13 protein-coding genes are annotated in these 18,111 nt (G+C 72.8%); 1 reads left to right on the top strand and 12 read right to left on the bottom strand.

The genetic code is table 11. From position 1 onward, the window contains the following. Positions 1-85 precede the first annotated feature (85 nt). The 12 genes from ACQZOG_RS04090 to ACQZOG_RS04035 form a co-directional block, all read right to left on the bottom strand. Positions 86-1,495 (bottom strand): NAD-dependent malic enzyme, encoded by a 1,410-nt coding sequence (locus ACQZOG_RS04090; protein ID WP_033277523.1) that lies wholly within the window; start codon positions 1,493-1,495, stop codon positions 86-88. 382 nt (positions 1,496-1,877) lie between these two features. Then, a complete protein-coding gene (locus ACQZOG_RS04085; protein WP_058916271.1) occupies positions 1,878-4,175 on the bottom strand; it encodes a HelD family protein in 2,298 nt (765 codons plus the stop codon). Between the two features lie 60 nt (positions 4,176-4,235). Then, entirely contained in the window at positions 4,236-5,000 is a 765-nt protein-coding gene (locus ACQZOG_RS04080; RefSeq protein WP_382001761.1) for an anti-sigma factor family protein, read from the bottom strand. A 74-nt stretch (positions 5,001-5,074) separates the two neighbouring features. Further along, positions 5,075-5,659 (bottom strand): sigma-70 family RNA polymerase sigma factor, encoded by a 585-nt coding sequence (locus tag ACQZOG_RS04075; RefSeq protein ID WP_078492847.1) that lies wholly within the window; start codon positions 5,657-5,659, stop codon positions 5,075-5,077. A gap of 305 nt (positions 5,660-5,964) precedes the next feature. After that, complete coding sequence (locus ACQZOG_RS04070; RefSeq protein WP_033277526.1) at positions 5,965-6,552, bottom strand: CGNR zinc finger domain-containing protein; 588 nt, start codon at positions 6,550-6,552, stop codon at positions 5,965-5,967. A gap of 204 nt (positions 6,553-6,756) precedes the next feature. After that, positions 6,757-7,914 (bottom strand): uroporphyrinogen-III synthase, encoded by a 1,158-nt coding sequence (locus ACQZOG_RS04065; protein WP_430741288.1) that lies wholly within the window; start codon positions 7,912-7,914, stop codon positions 6,757-6,759. Between the two features lie 129 nt (positions 7,915-8,043). Continuing rightward, entirely contained in the window at positions 8,044-9,399 is a 1,356-nt protein-coding gene (locus ACQZOG_RS04060; protein ID WP_037639848.1) for a nitrate/nitrite transporter, read from the bottom strand. Between the two features lie 173 nt (positions 9,400-9,572). After that, the gene (locus tag ACQZOG_RS04055) at positions 9,573-10,433 is read right to left on the bottom strand and encodes a hypothetical protein (protein ID WP_430741287.1); all 861 of its coding nucleotides are present in this window, start codon (positions 10,431-10,433) and stop codon (positions 9,573-9,575) included. Between the two features lie 100 nt (positions 10,434-10,533). Further along, on the bottom strand, positions 10,534-11,871 hold the full coding sequence (locus ACQZOG_RS04050) for an acyltransferase family protein (protein ID WP_430741286.1): 1,338 nt from the start codon (positions 11,869-11,871) through the stop codon (positions 10,534-10,536). Beyond that, positions 11,868-14,066 carry a polysaccharide deacetylase family protein gene (locus tag ACQZOG_RS04045; RefSeq protein ID WP_033277531.1) on the bottom strand — a complete coding sequence of 733 codons (2,199 nt, stop codon included), beginning with the start codon at positions 14,064-14,066 and terminating at the stop codon, positions 11,868-11,870. Before ACQZOG_RS04045 ends, ACQZOG_RS04050 begins: the two co-directional genes overlap by 4 nt. Further along, positions 14,066-15,376: a hypothetical protein gene (locus tag ACQZOG_RS04040; protein WP_430741285.1), complete on the bottom strand. Its 1,311-nt coding sequence runs from the start codon at positions 15,374-15,376 to the stop codon at positions 14,066-14,068. Before ACQZOG_RS04040 ends, ACQZOG_RS04045 begins: the two co-directional genes overlap by 1 nt. A gap of 264 nt (positions 15,377-15,640) precedes the next feature. Further along, positions 15,641-16,624 (bottom strand): LysR family transcriptional regulator, encoded by a 984-nt coding sequence (locus tag ACQZOG_RS04035; protein WP_430741284.1) that lies wholly within the window; start codon positions 16,622-16,624, stop codon positions 15,641-15,643. A gap of 84 nt (positions 16,625-16,708) precedes the next feature. On the opposite strand from ACQZOG_RS04035, the gene ACQZOG_RS04030 reads away from it, so the two are divergent. After that, complete coding sequence (locus ACQZOG_RS04030) at positions 16,709-18,013, top strand: MFS transporter (protein WP_430741283.1); 1,305 nt, start codon at positions 16,709-16,711, stop codon at positions 18,011-18,013. Positions 18,014-18,111: the final 98 nt, after the last annotated feature.

The raw sequence follows: 18,111 nt of genomic DNA, 5'->3' as shown, positions 1-18,111 counted from the left end.
TCCGCGACGCGCCGTTTCCAACCCCGTGGCGATCCTCACAGCGTGCGGACTGCCCCGGATCCTGCCGCTCACACCCGCGCGGGCGTCACGCGCCGGCGGCCTTGGCGGCGTCCCGGACGGCGTCGGCGACCGCGCCCGCGACCTTCTCGTTGAAGACGCTGGGGATGATGTAGTTCGGGTTCAGCTCGTCCTCGGTGACGACGTCGGCCAGGGCCTGCGCGGCGGCCAGCATCATCTCGGTGTTGACGGTGCGGGACTGGGCGTCCAGCAGGCCGCGGAAGACGCCCGGGAAGACCAGCACGTTGTTGATCTGATTGGGGAAGTCCGAGCGGCCGGTGGCGACAACCGCCGCCGTCTGGCGCGCGATCGCCGGGTCCACCTCGGGGTCGGGGTTCGCGAGCGCGAACACGATCGCGCCCTCGGCCATCGCGGAGACGTCCTCGGCGCCCAGCACGTTGGGGGCGGAGACGCCGATGAAGACGTCCGCGCCGCGCACGGCCTCCTTCAGCGTGCCGGTGAGGTTCTCCGGGTTGGTGTTGTCGGCGATCCACCTCAGGGCCGTGCCGGGGGCGGCGCCGACCAGGTCCTCGCGTCCGGCGTGCACCACGCCGTGGATGTCGGCCACCACGGCGTTCTTCACACCGGCGGCCAGCAGCAGCTTGAGGATGGCGGTGCCGGCCGCGCCGGCGCCGGACATGACGACCCGGATGCTCTCGATGGACTTGCCGGTGACCCGCAGGGCGTTGGTCAGGGCGGCGAGCACCACGATGGCGGTGCCGTGCTGGTCGTCGTGGAAGACGGGGATGTCGAGGGCCTCGCGCAGCCGGGCCTCGATCTCGAAGCAGCGGGGCGCGGAGATGTCCTCGAGGTTGATGCCGGCGAAGCCGGGGGCGATCGCCTTGACGATCTCCACGATCGCGTCGGTGTCCTGGGTGTCCAGGCACAGCGGCCAGGCGTCGATGCCGGCGAACCGCTTGAAGAGGGCGGCCTTGCCCTCCATCACCGGCAGGGCGGCCTTCGGGCCGATGTTGCCCAGGCCCAGCACGGCGGAGCCGTCCGTCACGACCGCAACGGAGTTGCGCTTGATGGTGAGGCGGCGGGCGTCCTCGGGGTTCTCGGCGATCGCCATGCAGACCCGGGCCACGCCGGGCGTGTAGACCATGGACAGGTCGTCACGGGTGCGGATGGGGTGCTTCGACGCCATCTCGATCTTGCCGCCGAGGTGCATGAGGAACGTACGGTCGGAGACCTTGCCGAGGGTGACGCCCTCGATGTGGCGCAGCTGTTCGACGATCTCTTCGGCGTGGGCGGTGGAGGTGGCCGCGATGGTGACGTCGATCCGGAGCCGCTCGTGGCCCGACGCGGTCACGTCGAGGCCGGTCACCAGGCCTCCGTGGGACTCGACGGCCCCGGTGAGCTGGGACACCGCGGTTCCTCCCGCGGGCACCTCCAGCCGGATGGTCATCGAGTAGGAGACGCTGGGCGCCGTTGCCATGGCCGTTCCTCTGCTTTTCAACCGTGTCGCGAATCGTGCCGTCCGATCGTCGCACCTACCGCTGAGTACGTGGTAGCCGCCTCGGATTGCGGACGTTTTGTTCATCGCCGGCTGTCGCCAGCCGGAAAACGAGTTCCACCATACGAGAGACGCGCGGGCAGCAAAAGAGGCCCCCGTCACATCTCGTGACGAGGGCCTCTCGAACGTTCATGACACCGACCCGCCATGCTCGCCTCGCGGCAAGTGGTCGCTCGAAGCGACTAAGGTTGGGCCCGGGGGCTTGGATCGGGCCGGTGCCACGTCCAGGCTAACAAACGGATCGCCCGGGGCCATTCCCATGACCGGGGGATATTTCCCCCGGCCCCCCGACGCCGCCGCCGGCTCAGTCCCGCAGCAGGTCGGGGACCCCCTCGGCGTCCGGTTCGTCGCGCTCCGCGGACACCACGGTGAGCTGCTGCGTCGCACGCGTCAGGGCCACGTAGAGGACCCGCAGGCCGGCCGGGGACTCGTCGGCGATCTCCGCGGGCGAGACGACCACCGTCGCGTCGTACTCCAGGCCCTTGGCCTCCAGGCTGCCGAGCGCCACCACCCGGTCTCCTAGCCCGTCGAGCCAGCGCCGCGCCTCCTCGCGCCGCCGCATGGCGACGACCACGCCGACCGTGCCGTCCACCCGCTCCAGCAGCCGCGCGGCCTCGGCGCGCACGGTGTCGCCCAGCGCTTCCCGGACCACGGCGAAGCGCGGCTCGACGCCGGTGGAGCGCACCGCGCGCGGCGACTCGGAGCCGGGCATGGCGAGGGCGAGGACCTTCGACGCCAGCTCGGCGATCTCGGCCGGGTTGCGGTAGTTCACGGTCAGCTCGAAGCGGCGGCGCGGGCGGGTGCCGAGGGCCTCGTCACGGGCCTGGGCGGCCTCGTCGGGGTCGGACCAGGAGGACTGGGCCGGGTCGCCGACGATCGTCCAGGTGGCGTGGCGGCCGCGGCGGCCGACCATGCGCCACTGCATCGGCGTGAGGTCCTGCGCCTCGTCGACGATGACGTGCGCGTACTCGACGCGCTCCTGGGCGAGCCGCTCGGCACGCTCGCGCTGCGTCTCCTCGCGCACCGGCATCAGCTCCTCCAGGCCGGTGAGCTGGTCCAGCGGGTCGATCTCGCGCTTCTTCCGGGGCCGGGCGGGGGCGCCCAGGATCGCCTGGAGTTCGTCCAGCATCGCGATGTCGTGCACGGAGCGCCCGTCCCGCTGGAGGGCGCGCGCCAGCTTGCGCACCTCCCCCGGGTTGAGGACGCGCCGGGCCCAGCGGCCGAGGCGCCGCTCGTCGGCCATGGCGTCCAGGACGGCGGCCGGGGTGAGTTCCGGCCACCAGGCGTCGAGGAAGGCGGTGAAATCGTCCTCGGAGGTGACGTCCTCGTCGAAGGAGGAGCGCAGCTCGGCGGCGAGCTCGGGGTCGGTGTGCCGGTTCCCCGCGCCGGAGCGCTCCCACAGGGCGTCCAGGAGCAGCTTGCGGGCGCGGGGGCGCAGCAGGTTGACGGGGGCGGTCCCGCCGAGCGCGGTGCGGCGGATGCCCGCCAGCTCCTCCGCCTCCAGCTCCAGACGCCGGCCGAAGGCGACGACCCGCAGCCGCTGCGGGGAGTCGTTCAGCTCCAGGGCGCCGCGCGCGGCCTTCCGCAGCACCTTGAGCATGCGGTACGAGCCCTTGGTCCGGGCCACGGCCGGGGAGTCGTACACGGTGGCCTCGGCGCCGTCGACGAGGGAGCCGATGGCGCGGATGGCGACCTGGCCCTCCTCGCCGAGGGACGGCAGCACGCCCTCGGTGTAGGCGACCAGCAGCGGGGTCGGGGAGACGATCAGGATGCCGCCCGCGTACCGGCGCCGGTCCTGGTAGAGCAGGTAGGCGGCGCGGTGCAGGGCGACGGCGGTCTTGCCGGTGCCAGGACCGCCCTCGACGTAGGTGACGGAGGCGGCGGGCGCGCGGATCACCAGGTCCTGCTCGGCCTGGATCGACGCGACGATGTCCCGCATGGTGTGCGTACGGGCCTGGCCGAGCGCGGCCATCAGGGCGCCGTCGCCGATCACGGCCAGCTCGCGGCCGTCGAGGGTGGCCTTCAGCTCGGGGCGCATCAGGTCGTCCTCGACGCTCTGCACGCGGCGCCCCTTGGAGCGGATCACCCGGCGCCGCACGACCCGGCCGGGGTCGACCGGGGTGGAGCGGTAGAAGGGGGCCGCGGCGGGCGCCCGCCAGTCGATGACCAGCGGGGCGTAGTCCTCGTCGAGGACGCCGATGCGGCCGATGTGCAGCGTCTCGGCGATGTCGGCGGTGTTGTCGGGGCGGACGGCGCCCTCGGCGGGCTCGACGGCGGTGTACGCGCCGTCCGGGCCCTTCTTGCCGTCCTTGCCGAGCAGCAGGTCGATCCGGCCGAAGAGGAAGTCCTCGTACTCGTTGTGCAGCCGGTTGAGGTGGATGCCGGCCCGGAAGACCTGGGCGTCCCGCTCGGCGAGGGCGCCGGGCGTGCCGACGTGGCCGCGCTGGGCGGCGTCGCGCATGAGGAACTCGGCCTCGGAGATCTTCTCCTCGAGGCGCCGGTACACCCGGTCCAGGTGTTCCTGTTCCAGGCGGATCTCCCGGTCGCGAACGGAGTCGTGAACCGGGACGACCGCGGATTCCTGTTGAGCCTGAGCGGCCACCGGGCCCCCTTCTGACGTGCTGGGCAGCCGTCAACCGTACGCGAAGGGGGCCCCGTGAGGCTACGCGTCGACCTCCACGAGCGTCTTGCCGTCGAAGGTCGCGACCAGGAAGTGGTCGATCTGGTTGCGCTCGAACGCGGCGCCGCCCTGGACGTACAGCGGCTGCTTGCCCTTGTCGGTCGCGGCGTCGGGCAGTCCGTAGCCCTCGCCGGTGACCGCCCAGGAGTTCACCGTCTCGCGCTCGCCGTTCTTGCCGACGGCGATCAGCGAGCACTTCTGTTCGCCCTTGACGTTCTTCAGCTCGGTGACGATCTCGGTGCCCCAGAGCTTGTCCTCCAGGGCGACGGTGGCGGTCACCCCGGTGGAGGGGTCCGTCGCGGTGATCTTCTCGGAGCTCTTGTCGAAGGCGTCCTTCACCGGGTTGGCCGCGAGCGTGCGTCCGGTGTTGCCACCGCCGCTGCCGCCGCCGTCCCCGCCGCTCGCGGCGACGGCCACGAACGGGCCGCTGACGATCAGCGCGCCGGCCGCGGCGACCATGTAGAAGTTCCGGCGGCGCTTGCGCGCCCTGCGCTCGGCCACCTCGTCGACGAGCTTCTCCACCACGCGCGGCGACGGCTTCGCGGACAGCGACTCGCCGATGGCGGGCGATCCGGCGGCGTCGGGCAGGTCCGCGAGCGCGGCCAGCATCGGTTCCATGCCGGCGAGTTCGTCGAGCTGCTGGGCGCACCACTCGCAGGTCGCCAGATGCGCCTCGAACGCGCTGGCTTCGGCGTCGTCGAGGATGCCGAGGGCGTAGGCACCGACGGTCTCGTGTTCGTTCGGCACCGGTGATCCCTCCATGGCACCAGACATACCCGTCCCGCCCGTGCCGAATCCCTGGTTTCCCCCGTACACACTCATCACGCCGTCACCCCCCGCTCCTCCAGAGCCAGCTTCATCGACCGCAGGGCGTAGAACACCCGGGAGCGTACGGTGCCGCTCGGTATGCCGAGTGTCTGGGCCGCCTCATTGACGGTACGCCCCTTGAAGTAGGTCTCGACGAGGACCTCCCGGTGTGCCGGGGTCAGGTCGTCGAGTGCGTCCGACAGCGTCATCAGCCACAGCGCCTTGTCGATCTCGTCCTCCGCGGGGATGACCTCCAGCGGCGACGGATCGACCTCCTGCGGCCGGGCCTGCCGGCTGCGGTGGCCGTCGATGACGATGCGCCGGGCGACCGTCACCAGCCAGGGGCGTACCGAACCGGTCGCCCGATTGAGCTGACCGGCGTTCTTCCAGGCACGGATGAGCGTTTCCTGGACGACGTCCTCGGCGCGCTGCCGGTCTCCGGCGACCAGCCTGAGGACGTACGCCAGCAGGGGTCCTGCGTGCTCGCGGTACAGCGCACGCATCAGCTCCTCGTCAGGTTCCGAGGGCTGTGAAGACATGCGATGTCGGGCCCTCGTTCCACGTTCATTGGCCACGGCCGCATCCTTGCGCACGCCCACCTCCGGTGTCCGGGGGATCCCCCAGTCGGTCGCTCGACAACCGGTACGCACGCGGGGCGTTGGGCGTTCAAAGAGAGACGGCAGTTTTCTCGGTGACGTTTCGACGACCGGGACATGAGCGCACATTCCCCCCGCTTCCCCTTCACATTTCCGACACACGACGGACGACAGGGCTCCGACGCTCGCCCGCCAGGGCCCAACGGAGGCGTGACGGAGATCACTTGACCGATTTTCGGGAACCTCGGGGCGCGAAAACCGCGAAGGGGATAAGGGAGTTCAATCGGGCGCGGGGGGCCGGCCGCTGTTCACGCGCGGGTGAGGGCTGCCGTACGGCGGCGGTGGCGGGCCACGCGTTCCCGGTTGCCGCAGATCTCGCTGGAGCACCAGCGCCTTCTGCGTCCCCGCGAGGCGTCGACGTACACGATGGGGCAGTTGTCGCCCTCGCACTGGCGCAGGCTCGCGCGGGCGGCCGGGTCGGTCAGCAGGTCCACCGCGTCCCGGGCCACCGCGCCGATCAGCGCGTCCCGGCCGGGCGGGCCGTCGAGCCGGCGCACCAGCGTCCCGTCCGCGCCGGGCACCGCGCGGGGCGCCGGGGGCGCGGAACGGGCCAGGTCGTTGACCCGGGAGAGCGCCGGGCCCTGGGACGGGGAACCGGGCGCCCGCACCAACGGGACGAGGTAGGCGCGCAGTTCGCGGAAGGCGTCCAGCCAGGACGGGTCGGCGTGGGCGAGCGGTGTGCCCTCGGGGACGAGTCCGGCGCCGGTGATCCAGGCCCGCAGCGCGTCGACGGAGCCCAGCCGTTCCCCCGGATGGGTGGTCGCGAGCAGATCCAGGCAGACCCGCCCGGTGTCGAACCTCAGCTCGTAGGACGCCGTGACCGTGCCCAGTGCCATGTCCTGCCACCGCCTAGGTGGGCCCCGCGCGCGTGGGGGGCCGTGCGCGAACCGGGAAACCGTGCTCCCTCCACAGTGCCCGCCCGTCCCGAACCCCGGAACCCCTCCTGCCGCGGGCTTTCGGCTCCGCCGTGCGGCCGGGGGAGTTGAGCGGTGTGAGGACCCGCGCGTCGCCGGGTGGTGCCGAGCCCCGACGCCGCCGGGTCAGACCGCCGCGTCGTACTTGGTGTCCGCCGCCGGGTCGAGGGCGAGGCGGTAGCCGCGCTTGACGACCGTCTGGATCAGCTTGGGGGCGCCCAGGGCCGTGCGCAGACGGGCCATCGCCGTCTCCACCGCGTGTTCGTCGCGGCCCGCCCCGGGCAGGGCGCGCAGCAGCTCCGCGCGGGAGACGACCCAGCCGGGCCTGCGGGACAGCGCCCGCAGCAGGGACATCCCGGCGGGCGGCACGGGCCGCAGCTCGCCGTCGACCAGGACCGCGTGGCCCCGGATCTCGACCCGGTGCCCGGCGACCGGCAACGTGCGTGCACGCGCGGGGAGTTCACGGCAGAGGAGCTGGACCAGCGGGCCCAGCCGGAAGCGTTCGGGCTGCACCGTGTCGACGCCCCGCGCCTGGAGCGGCAGCGCGGTGACCGGGCCGACGCAGGCGGGCAGCACGTCGTGGCCGAGCGCGGCCAGCAGGTCGTCCGCCAGGCCGCGCTCCTCGGCGCGGGACAGCAGCGACGCGGCGGCGGGCGCGCTGGTGAAGGTGACCGCGTCCAGCGTGCGGGCGACGACCGCGTCGATCAGGCGGTCCACCGGGCCGATGTCCTCCGGCGGCAGCCACCGGTAGACCGGCACGCCCACCACCTCCGCTCCCCCGGCCCGCAGCGACTCCACGAACCCGGGCAGCGGCTCGCCGTGCAGCTGGACGGCGATGCGCAGCCCGTCGACGCCCTCCTCGAGGAGCCGGTCCAGCACCTCCGCCATCGACTCCGACGCCGGCGACCACTCCTCGGTCAGCCCCGCCGCCCGGATCGCGCCCTTCACCTTGGGCCCGCGCGCCAGGATCCGCACCCCGCGCAGCCGCTCCAGCAGGTCCTCGCCGAGCCCCCAGCCGTCGGCGGCCTCCACCCAGCCGCGGAACCCGATCGCGGTGGTGGCGACCGCGATGTCCGGGGCCCGCCCGATGATCTCCTTGGTCGCGGCCAGCAGTTCGCTGTCGTCGGAGAGCGGCACGATCCGCAGCGCCGGAGCGTGCAGCACCGCCGCGCCGCGCCGCTCCAGCAGCGCGCCCAGCTCGTCGGCCCGGCGCGCCGCGGTCACGCCCACGGTGAACCCGGCGAGGGGCCCGTGCTCCGGAGACTGCTCTCGTTCGTCGTACATCACTCTCGTCCCGGCTCGAGTCGGCGTCCTGCACGGAGGTGCGGCTCCACGTCCGTGCCGAGCGAGCCTGTCAATGATCCATGACAGGCTCGGTTCGGCTTCATGTCACCAGTGTTACGTCACCGTCCGTCAGACCTCGGCGTAGCTGAGCTGCGGCTTCTCCCGCGGAGCGGTGTCCGTCCCGGCCGGCCGGGCGGCGGGCCGGCGAAGGTATACCGCCCACGTGACCGCGAAACAGACCGCGTAGCAGGCGAGGAACGCCACGAACGCGCCGGTGCCGGAGCCGTAGGAGAGGAAGGACTGGCGGAAGGCCAGGTTGATGCCGACACCGCCGAGCGCGCCCACCGCGCCGATCAGCCCCATCGACGCCCCGGACAGCCGCCGTCCGTACGCGGCCGCCGCCTCCCCTTCGAGCCCCAGCGCCCGCGCCTTGGCCTGGAAGATGCCGGGGATCATCTTGTACGTCGACCCGTTGCCGAGGCCGGTCAGCACGAACAGCCCCACGAAGGCGACGGTGAACAGCACCAGCGACTGCCGCATGGAGGCGGCGATCAGCACGGCGGTCGCGGCGCCCATGGCGACGAAGTTCCACAGGGTGATGCGCGCGCCGCCGTAGCGGTCGGCGAGCCAGCCGCCCACCGGCCGGATCAGCGAGCCCAGCAGCGGCCCGATGAAGGTGACGTACGCGGCCTCCAGCGGGGTGCGGTCGAACTGGTTCTGCAGCACCTGCCCGAAGGCGAAGCTGTAGCCGATGAACGAGCCGAACGTGCCGATGTAGAGGAACGACATGATCCAGGTGTGAGGGTCGCGCGCCGCGTCCTTGGCGGCTCCGGTGTCGTTCCTCACCGAGGCCAGGTTGTCCATGTGGAGCGCGGCGAACACGGCGGCGACGACGATCAGAGGGATGTACAGGCCGAGCAGCACCCGCGGCCCCCCGCTCGCGCCGATGATCGCGAGCGCGACGAGCTGGATGACGGGGACGCCGATGTTGCCCCCGCCGGCGTTCAGTCCGAGCGCCCAGCCCTTCTTCCGCAGCGGGAAGAAGGCGTTGATGTTGGTCATGGAGGAGGCGAAGTTGCCGCCGCCGATGCCGGCGAGCAGGCCGACCAGCAAGAACGTGGAGAAGGAGGTCCCCGGCTCCATCACCGCGAACGCGGCGGTCGTCGGCACGAGCAGCAGCCCCGCGGAGATGATCGTCCAGTTCCGCCCGCCGAACACCGCGACGGCGAAGGTGTACGGGACCCGGACGACGGCGCCGACCAGCGTCACCAGCGACGTCAGCAGGAACTTGTCGGCGGGCGTCAGCCCGTACTCGGGGCCCATGAAGAGCACCAGCACGGACCACATGGTCCAGACGGAGAAACCGATGTGCTCGGAGAGGACGGAGAAGAGGAGATTGCGGCGGGCGATCCGCTCTCCGGTGCGGTTCCAGAAGGTCTCGTCCTCCGGGTCCCACTGCTGGATCCAACGGCCGCGGGCTGTCATGGGGCCTCCACTGCTCTCCGGGGCGCGGCGGTGCCGCGAGGGATGGTCCCGAAGGTAGGGAGGGAGCGTTTCCTGTCTGTGGCACGCGGTGACCGGCAGGGAACGTTGCTCTCACCCTCGCCGGGGGCGGGGTGAGAGAAGTCCGTCACCGGTCACCGGCGGCGCGGTGAGCCTCAGTGCTGCGGGGGCCCGCCGTAGGGTCCGGGCGCCTGCTGCGGCGGGACGCCGTACGGACCGGGCTGGCCGTATGCGGGGGGCTGCTGGCCGTACGGGCCGGGCCGGCCGTACGCGGGCGGCTGCTGGGCGGGCGGGGCGTAGGCGGGGGCGGGCTGCTGCTGCGGGAAGGGCCCGCCGTACGCCTGGGGGTGCTGCTGGGGCTGCTGCTGCGGGTAGCCCGGGGCGCCCTGCGGCTGCGCGCCGTACGGGCCGGGCTGGCCGTACGGCATCCCGGCGCCCGGCGGCAGGTAGCGCACGCGGCCCGTCTCGTCCGCCACGGGCATGAAGCCGGCGGCCTGGAGCGTCGCTTCGTACTTGGCGGTGCGCTTGCGGGAGACGACGTAGTAGACGCCGAGGCAGGCCATCAGGAATACCCAGATGCCGCCCGCGACGACGAAGTCGTCCGAGGTACCGCCGAAGCGGTAGGCCAGGATGACGCAGGCGACGGAGCCGGCGACCACGCGATAACCGATCGACTTCTCGGCGACCCTGGCGGTGACGTCGATACGGGCCTTGAGGAGTTCGACGACGGCCGGGTCGACCGGCGGCAAGGACGTCCCGTCGGCGGCGTTGGGGTACTGCGCCCAGTTCTGGGCGGCGCGGGCCTGCGCCTGCGGGGCGGGGTCGGGCACGATCACGATCTTCAACTGGTTGAAGTTCGACGCGCTGTAGAGGACGTCGGCGAATTCGTAGCCGAACTGCTGGGCGACGGCGGCGAGTCGGGCCAGCTTCTTCACAGATGCAGTGGGGCTGGTCACCTCCACCGGCTGTCCACTCGCCATCGACCGCAGCATCTTCCGCGTCTGCCGCTTGCTCATACGCCCCTCGCCCCCTGGCCCACCGTTCACTTCAGCAACAGGGGGCAGTCTCGCACGGGCCGCTCCGGCGCGAAAGGCGCGGCCGGAGCGGCCCGGCACGTCAGCGGCGGCGTCCCCGGCCCGCCGGCTCGGGCCGCTTGGCCTCGGCGCCGTTCGGCCAGAGCCTCGGGCGTCGCTTGGCCGCGAGGTCCTCGACCCAGCCGGTCGCGAGGACCACCAGGCCGATGAGCGGCCAGATGAACGCGAACGCCCAGAGCTCGTAGGTGCTGTTGAGCGCTTCCGCGCCGCGCTCGCTCTGCATGAACGGCAGCTTGTACAGCAGGTCGACGAGCGGGAAGGCGAGCGCGATCAGCAGGTTGTGCCACAGGTAGATGGTGACCGCCCGGTTGTTGGACAGGGTCACCAGTTTGTCCCAGCCCGCGAGCTTGCCCGGCAGTTCCTGCCACGAGGGCGAGTACTGGAGAAGGATCACCACGAACCCGAAGGACCAGGTGGCCTGCGCCAGCGGGATGTCGTTCAGGTCCCACCCCTCGTCACCGAGGTGGCCCGAGGCCCACCACAGGCCGAACGCCATCACCAGGGAGGCGCAGGACACCGAGATGTAGCGCGGCACCTGCTTGAGCATGCCGTCCTGGTGGGCGAAGCCCAGCACCCAGCAGGAGCCGTAGACCGCGAAGTCGGTGACCGCGTTGCCGGTCTCGCCGGGGATGGTGACCAGCCCGGAGCCGACGACGGCCGTCAGGCCGAGCGGGGCGAGCAGCGTGGGCCAGGGCGCCCTGCGGAACGCCCACAGCAGGAGCGGCGAGGCGAGCACGAACCACAGGTAGGCGCGCAGGTACCAGAGCGGGCCCACCGCATCGTCCGACCAGGTGCCGCCGGTGAGCCACCCGAGGTCCCCGGCTTCGGCCGGGTAGGGCGGGGCGCCGATCGGGACGAGGTAGTTGAAGAGCTTGACCAGACCCCAGGGGCCGCCGCCCTGGTCCGGATCGTCCCCGGGGTTCCAGCCGCTCATGAACAGCAGCGTCAGCGCGACCGCGCCGAAAATCCACATCGGCGGCAGCAGACGGCGGACCCGGGAGCGGATCACGCTCCCGGCGGGCCGCTTCAGCGACCGCGCCATCAGCGAACCGGCGAGCGCGAACATCACGCCCATGGACGGGAAGAGCACGGTCAGCCAGGCCCACCCGAAGAGGTGGTAGACGACGACGCGGACCAGGGCGATGGACCGCAGCAGGTCCAGGTACCTGTCCCGGCCCGGCTTCTTCGGGGCCGGCGTCTCCTCGGCCGCCGGAGCCGGGTCCGGCTGCGGCGGTTCCGTGGCGTGCTGCTGCGGGAACGCGTGCGCCGGCTGCGGGGCCACGTTTGTGGAAGCGCCGTACGGGGTCGGGTAAGGGCCGTCCGGGACCGGGGCGGCGCCGGACGGGTGTCCGTGGGTCATGCCACCGGCCTCCGGTCGTCGTCGTACGCCTGGCCGCTCGGCACCGCCCCGTTCACGGGCGCCCCGACGACACCGGTGCGGCGCAGCTTCTGCCAGCGCAGCCGGCCGCCGGTGAGCGCCGTGATCCAGGACTGGAGCAGCACGACGTACATGAGCTGGCGGTACAGGATCTGCTGCAGCGGCAGCGAGATCAGATGGGTCATGCGTTCCTTGTCGAGACGGAACGCGTACGCGGCGCAGACGGCCTGGATGGCCAGGACGCCCAGCCACGCGAGGATGGTCTGCTGGGTCGGCCCGAAGACCAGGCCGTACAGCAGGAAGACGTCGATCAGCGGCGCCAGCAGCGGGGCCACGATCATGAACAGGGAGACGAAGGGCAGGCCCACACGGCCGAAGCGCCCGGAGGGGCCCTTGTCGACGAGTGCGCGGCGGTGCTTCCAGATGGCCTGCATGGTGCCGTAGGACCAGCGGTAGCGCTGCGACCAGAGCTGCTGGACGGTCTCCGGGGCCTCGGTCCAGGCGCGGGCGTTCTCCGCGTAGACCACGCGCCAGCCGGCGCGGTGCAGCGCCATGGTGACGTCGGTGTCCTCGGCGAGGGTGTCGTCGCTCATGCCGCCGATGGGCTCCAGGGCCGACTTCCGGAAGGCGCCGACGGCGCCCGGGATGGTCGGCATGCACCGCAGGATGTCGTACATCCGGCGGTCCAGGTTGAAGCCCATCACGTACTCGATGTGCTGCCAGGCGCCGATGAGGCTGTCCTTGTTGCCGACCTTCGCGTTGCCGGCGACGGCGCCGACCCGCGGGTCGCCGAAGGGCTGGACGAGCTCACGGACGGTGGACGGCTCGAAGACCGTGTCGCCGTCCATCATCACGACGATGTCGTAGCGGGCGTTGGCCAGGCCCCGGTTGAGGGCTGCGGGCTTGCCCGCGTTGAGCTGGCGGATGACCCGGACGTTGGGCAGGCCCATCGCCTCGACGATGCGGGCGGTGCCGTCGGTGGAGCCGTCGTCGATGACCAGCACCTCGATCGGATGATCGCTGGCCATGAGGGAGTTGACGGTGTTCTCGATGCACTTGGCCTCGTTGTACGCCGGGACCAGCACGGTGACCGGCTCGGTGACCGTCGGACCCCAGCGGAAGCCCCTGCGGCGCACCCGGCGGGCGTGCGCGCCGGACAGCAGCAGCATCAGCACGAAGCGGGCGATGACGAGGGTGCCGATGATCGCCAGGCCGACCACCAGCACGCCGGTGATCTTCTCGGAGGCCTGCACCAGGAAGATCCAGGCCTTGCCCTTCCACAGCTCGGGCCCCGTGACCGGGCTGTGGGCGCTGGGCGCGTCCAGGGCCTCGGTCAGGTTGTCGAACTCGTAGCCCTTGTCCTTGAGTCCGGGCAGGAACGTGTCGAGCGCGGCCACGGTCTGGCTGCGGTCACCGCCGGAGTCGTGCATGAGGACGATGGCGCCCTCGCCGTTCTTCGGTGTGGCGCGGCGGATGATCTCGTCGACGCCGGGCCGCTTCCAGTCCTCGCTGTCGGTGTTGTTGACGACGGTGAGGTAGCCGCGGCTGCCGATGTACTCGGTGACCGGCCAGGACTCGTTGTCCATGGCGTCGGCGTGGGAGGAGTACGGCGGGCGGAACAGCGAGGTGCGGATGCCGGCCGCGCCGGTGAGGGCGAGCTGGTTCTGCGACAGCTCCCAGTCGATGCGCTTCTTGGACTGGAGCGACAGGTCCGGGTGGTTGAAGGTGTGCAGGCCGACCTCGTGGCCCTCGTCGACCATGCGCTGGACGAGGTCCGGGTAGCGGGAGGCCATGGTGCCGGTGACGAAGAAGACGGCGTGCGCGTCGTGCTTCTTCAGCACGTCGAGCACCTTCGGCGTCCAGGTGGGGTCCGGGCCGTCGTCGAAGGTGAGCACCAGACGGCGGTCGGGCACGCTCAGGGACGTGGCCTTGCCGCTGCGGGCGTCTATCACCGGGCCGCCCTCGAGTATCTCCTCGGGCACCTCGGTGGTGGGGGCCGGGTCCTGGACCCGGTGGTCGGCGAGGATCTCGCTGTGCACGTAGCCGCGGAGCATCAGCATGGCGGCGAGGGCGACCAGGACGAGCAGCGGCAGCAGCAGACGCAGCGGCACGCGACGGCGCAGGGCGCCGCGCCGGTCCGGGCGGGGCGCCCGGCGGCGGTGGGACGGGGATGCCATCAGAGGACGTTCTCCGGGGACGGTGCGGCGGCGGGGTCGGAGTCGGCGCCCGCGGCGGGTTCGGCGGCGACCGGGCGGTCGCCTGCGGAGGGAGCGGAAAGGCTGTCGGTGCCGCCGGCCTCGCCGCCGCCACCTCCGGTGGGAGCGGTCGTGTCGGGCGGCTGCGTGTCGTCCGGGGACGTCGGCGTTGTGGGCTGGGAGGCCGTGCCGCCGCCGGCCGGGGGCGTCTCGGCGGTGGTCGCGCCGCCTCCGTCGCCGCCGCCGGTGGCCGGCTGGGAGCTGGGCCGGCCGGCCGGGGTGGTCGCCGGGGCGCCGCCGTCCGGTTGCCGCACCGTGCCGCCGGTGCCGCCCGCCACGGGGGCGGAGGCGTCGGGGCCCGGCAGGTCGGAGGCGCCCGGGGTGGGCGAGCCGACGCCGGGGGCGAGGCTGGTGCCGGAGCTGGGCGAGGCGTCGGTCGCGGAGGGCCCGGGCGTGGTCTCGACCTGCTCGGCCGGCTTCGCCTCCTGACCCGGGATGGGCATCCACGGGGCGTCGGAGTTTCCGGACAGCAGGGTGGCGACCATGACGACGGCGTAGCCCGCGCAGGCGAGTCCGACGGCCAGGCCGATGCGGCGGTAGAGGCGGTTGCGGCGGCCCGACTCGTCGACGAAGACGGGGGCCGCCTCGGGCGCCGCGCCCGCTGCGGGAGTACGGCTCAGCACACCGCCGGCACCGATCTGCACGGCGTCGAGCTGGACCGTCACCTCGTGCGGGTCGTGGGTGGCCTCGGCGGTGCCGGGGTCCTCCTGCCACGGGTCGCGGACGGCGGCGCCGGCGTCCGGCGTCACCGGGGCCGGGGTGACCGCGGCGGCGGGGCGGGGCACGCGCAGGGCGGTGGTGCGCTCGGAGTCGTAGGCGTCGTCGGCGGGCCGGTGCGCGGCGGGCGCGGGCGGCTTGCGGAAGGCGTCGAAGCCGCCGCGGCCGCCGGACGGACCGGGTCCGTCGTCCGGGCGGACGCCGCCGGCCGGGCCGGGGCGGGAGGGCGGACCCGGGTGGCCGCCCGCCTGGGGCAGCACCTGTGTGCGGTCCTCGCCGGGCCAGGGAGTGTCGGACGCGCCGGGGCGGCCGCCCGTCCTGGGCAGGACGTCGGTCCTGTCGTCGCCCCCGGTCGGGGGCAGCATCCGGGTGCGGTCCTCGTCGCCGTTCCCGGACGGGAACACTCCGAGCCGCGCCCAGCGCTCGTCCAGGGACCCGGAACCGGAACCGGCGCGGAAGCTCTCCGCGCCGTCTCTCGGACCGGGTTCGGCGGGTCTCTCCGCCAGGGGGAGCACCCGTGTCTCACGGGCGTCCTCGTCCGCTTCCGCGAACCTCCGGGAACCGTCGGCCGACTGCGGCCGACCCGGTTGGGCGTCTTCTCGCCACTTTTCCACGCGCTCGCACTTCCCCCCAACGGAACCATCGGCGCGCGTACGACCCGAGCACCCGTCGGCGGACCGGGCCCCCACCCGCTCCGAGCGCCCCGTTTATCACACCGTGCTCGAAGCATCGAATGTAGCGCACGCGGAGGTTCTGTGTTCGCGCGGAGACCTTTTGTGTCAGCAGCGAGACATTGGGTGCGCTCCCATCACATCGGCGTCCGGACCCGGAAGCCAGGAGTCCACGGGACGCTCCAACCAGCCCCGTTCGGCGGCCAATTCGGCCGCCGACCTGCGCAGTTCCGCCAAAGCGGGGTGGATCATTCCCTTTCGCCACACAAGGGACACGGGCGAGAGGGGGACCGGCTCCACCAAAGGCCGCGAAACCGTCCCCGACAGTGGCGGAAAACTCACCACGGCGAGGACGGGGTGCCCGGCCCGGGCCGTCACCCGCTGGAACTCCTCCTCCCCCACGGCCAGCGGGACGGGCGGCGCGAGCGTGATGCCCCGCCCGTCGAACAGCCGCCGCGCCAGGTCCGTCCACTCCTCGGTGCGCGTGTTGCCCGCCCCGGCGTAGACGGTCTCCCCCGCGAGCGCGGCCAGCGGCACCTCGGGCAGGCCGGCCAGGGCGTGGTCCTCGGGCAGCAGCACGGCCATCGGCTCGTACCGCACCGGCTGCTGGTCGAGTCCGGCCCGCACGGACGGGACGAGCCCCGCGAACCGGCCGAACGTGGCGTCGAGCCGCCCCGCGAGCAGCTCCCCCGCCGCCCAGGTCAGCCCGCTCTCGTAACGGGCCATCAGCTCGAGCCCGGGGGCCCGCTCACGCGCGCGGTGCAGCACCTCGCGGTGGGTCCCGAGGCCCGGGGAGTTGAGGTCGACCAGCAGCGGACGGCTCCGGCGGGCGGCGGTGAGCAGGTCGTCCTGCGCCTGGAGGGCGGCGCGGGCGTACGGCAGCAGGCGCTCGCCGTCGGCGGTGAGCGTGACCCGGCGGGTGCTGCGGACGAACAGCTCGCAGCCCAGCTCCCGCTCCAGCCGGCGCACGTCCCGGCTGAGCGCCTGCTGGGCGACGTACAGGCGGGCCGCGGCGCGGGTGAAGTGCAGCTCCTCGGCGACGGTGACGAAGGCGCGCAGCAGGCGGGGCTCCATGTGGGCGGGTGCGGACATGACCGCGAACCTACAACACAGGTGCGTCAATCGGTGCGGAGAAGGTGTTGGACCGGTCGGCCGCCCAAGGGCGACGGTGAGGTCATGCCGCAACCGACCTCCCGCGACACCCGCCTGTTCACCGTCACCGCCGACACCCTCGTGGCCGTCGACTTCACCCGCCGGGCCCCGCGCGAGCCGGGCCCCTACCGCCGCCTGTTCGAGGTGCCCGGCTCCCGTGCCTTCACGGCGGGGAACCTGCTCGCCCGGCTGCCGATGGGCATGTTCGCACTGAGCGCGATCGTGATGATCGCGGGAAACCGCGGCTCCTACGCCCTGGCCGGAGCCGTCACCGCGACCGGGCTCGCCGCCACGGCGGTGGTCGCCCCGTGGACCGCGCGCCTGGTGGACCGCCACGGGCAGGCGCGCGTCGCACTTCCGGCCACGCTGATCGCGGTGCTCGGCTCGCTGGCGCTGGTGCTCTGCGTGCGGCTCGACGCCCCGGCCTGGACGCTGTTCGCCGCCTACGCGGCCACCGCCACCACCCCGAACACCGGGGGCATGTCCCGGGCGCGCTGGGCGCATCTGCTGAAGGGCCGGCCCGACGCGCTGCACACCGCGAACTCCTTCGAACAGGCCGCCGACGAACTGTGCTTCATGCTCGGCCCGGTGCTCGCGGCCGTGCTGTGCGGGACGTTCTTCCCGGAGGCGGGGACGCTGACGGGCGCGGTACTGCTGCTGACGGGCGTCGCGCTGTTCACCGCACAGCGCTCCACGGAACCCCCGGCCGTCCGCCGCGCCGCCGGGCGGGCCCCTCTGCGCGCGCCGGGCATACGGCCGCTGCTGCTGGTCTGCCTGGCGACGGGCGGGGTGTTCGGCTCGATGGAGGTCGTGACGATCGCGTTCGCGGACGGACAGGGGCACCGCACGGCGGCCGGTGCGGTGCTGGCGTTCCAGGCGGCGGGTTCCTGCGTGGCGGGCCTGCTCTACGGCGCGGTGCGCCTGTCCGGGCCGGCGTGGACCCGCCTGCTGTGGTGCCTGGCCGCGATGGCCGTGCTCATGACGCTGCCGCTGCTGGCCGCCGCTCTCACCGGCTCGCTCCTGGTGCTGGCGGGGGCGCTGCTGGTGGCGGGCATGGCGACCGCCCCGACGATGGTCACCACGATGACCCTGGTACAGCGGCACACCCCCGAGGGGCGGCTGAACGAGGGCATGACGCTGGCGGTCACCGGGCTGCTGGGCGGGATCGCCTGCGGCAGCGCGGCCGGCGGCTGGGTCGTGGAGCACGTGTCGGCCACCGCCGGGTACGGGGTGCCGGTGGCGGCGGCGCTGATCGCCTTCACGGTCGCCGGGACGCTGCTCTCGTTCGGCGCGTCGAACCGGTCGAGGGATCACCGCACGCACCATTGACGGGCACAGGTCCCGCACATACCTTCACCCGTCGAAGCGCTTCGACAAGGGTGTCGGCCGCTTCCTCCCCCCACGGACCGTGCCCACGAGGACTCCCG

The organism is Streptomyces sp. P13-3-3, assembly GCF_050571355.1.
Taxonomy (GTDB): domain Bacteria; phylum Actinomycetota; class Actinomycetes; order Streptomycetales; family Streptomycetaceae; genus Streptomyces; species Streptomyces althioticus.
The sequence above is the reverse complement of the archived record's forward strand: the minus strand, read 5'-3'. Positions and strand labels throughout refer to the sequence as shown.

What these genes read in the sequence shown, in the direction of transcription:
- ACQZOG_RS04045 (WP_033277531.1), bottom strand. Translation starts at nt 14,066, where the DNA reads ATGGCATCCCCGTCCCACCGCCGCCGGGCGCCCCGCCCGGACCGGCGC.
- ACQZOG_RS04090 (WP_033277523.1), bottom strand. Translation starts at nt 1,495, where the DNA reads ATGGCAACGGCGCCCAGCGTCTCCTACTCGATGACCATCCGGCTGGAG.
- ACQZOG_RS04035 (WP_430741284.1), bottom strand. Translation starts at nt 16,624, where the DNA reads ATGTCCGCACCCGCCCACATGGAGCCCCGCCTGCTGCGCGCCTTCGTC.
- ACQZOG_RS04030 (WP_430741283.1), top strand. Translation starts at nt 16,709, where the DNA reads ATGCCGCAACCGACCTCCCGCGACACCCGCCTGTTCACCGTCACCGCC.
- ACQZOG_RS04065 (WP_430741288.1), bottom strand. Translation starts at nt 7,914, where the DNA reads ATGTACGACGAACGAGAGCAGTCTCCGGAGCACGGGCCCCTCGCCGGG.
- ACQZOG_RS04070 (WP_033277526.1), bottom strand. Translation starts at nt 6,552, where the DNA reads ATGGCACTGGGCACGGTCACGGCGTCCTACGAGCTGAGGTTCGACACC.
- ACQZOG_RS04060 (WP_037639848.1), bottom strand. Translation starts at nt 9,399, where the DNA reads ATGACAGCCCGCGGCCGTTGGATCCAGCAGTGGGACCCGGAGGACGAG.
- ACQZOG_RS04055 (WP_430741287.1), bottom strand. Translation starts at nt 10,433, where the DNA reads ATGAGCAAGCGGCAGACGCGGAAGATGCTGCGGTCGATGGCGAGTGGA.
- ACQZOG_RS04050 (WP_430741286.1), bottom strand. Translation starts at nt 11,871, where the DNA reads ATGACCCACGGACACCCGTCCGGCGCCGCCCCGGTCCCGGACGGCCCT.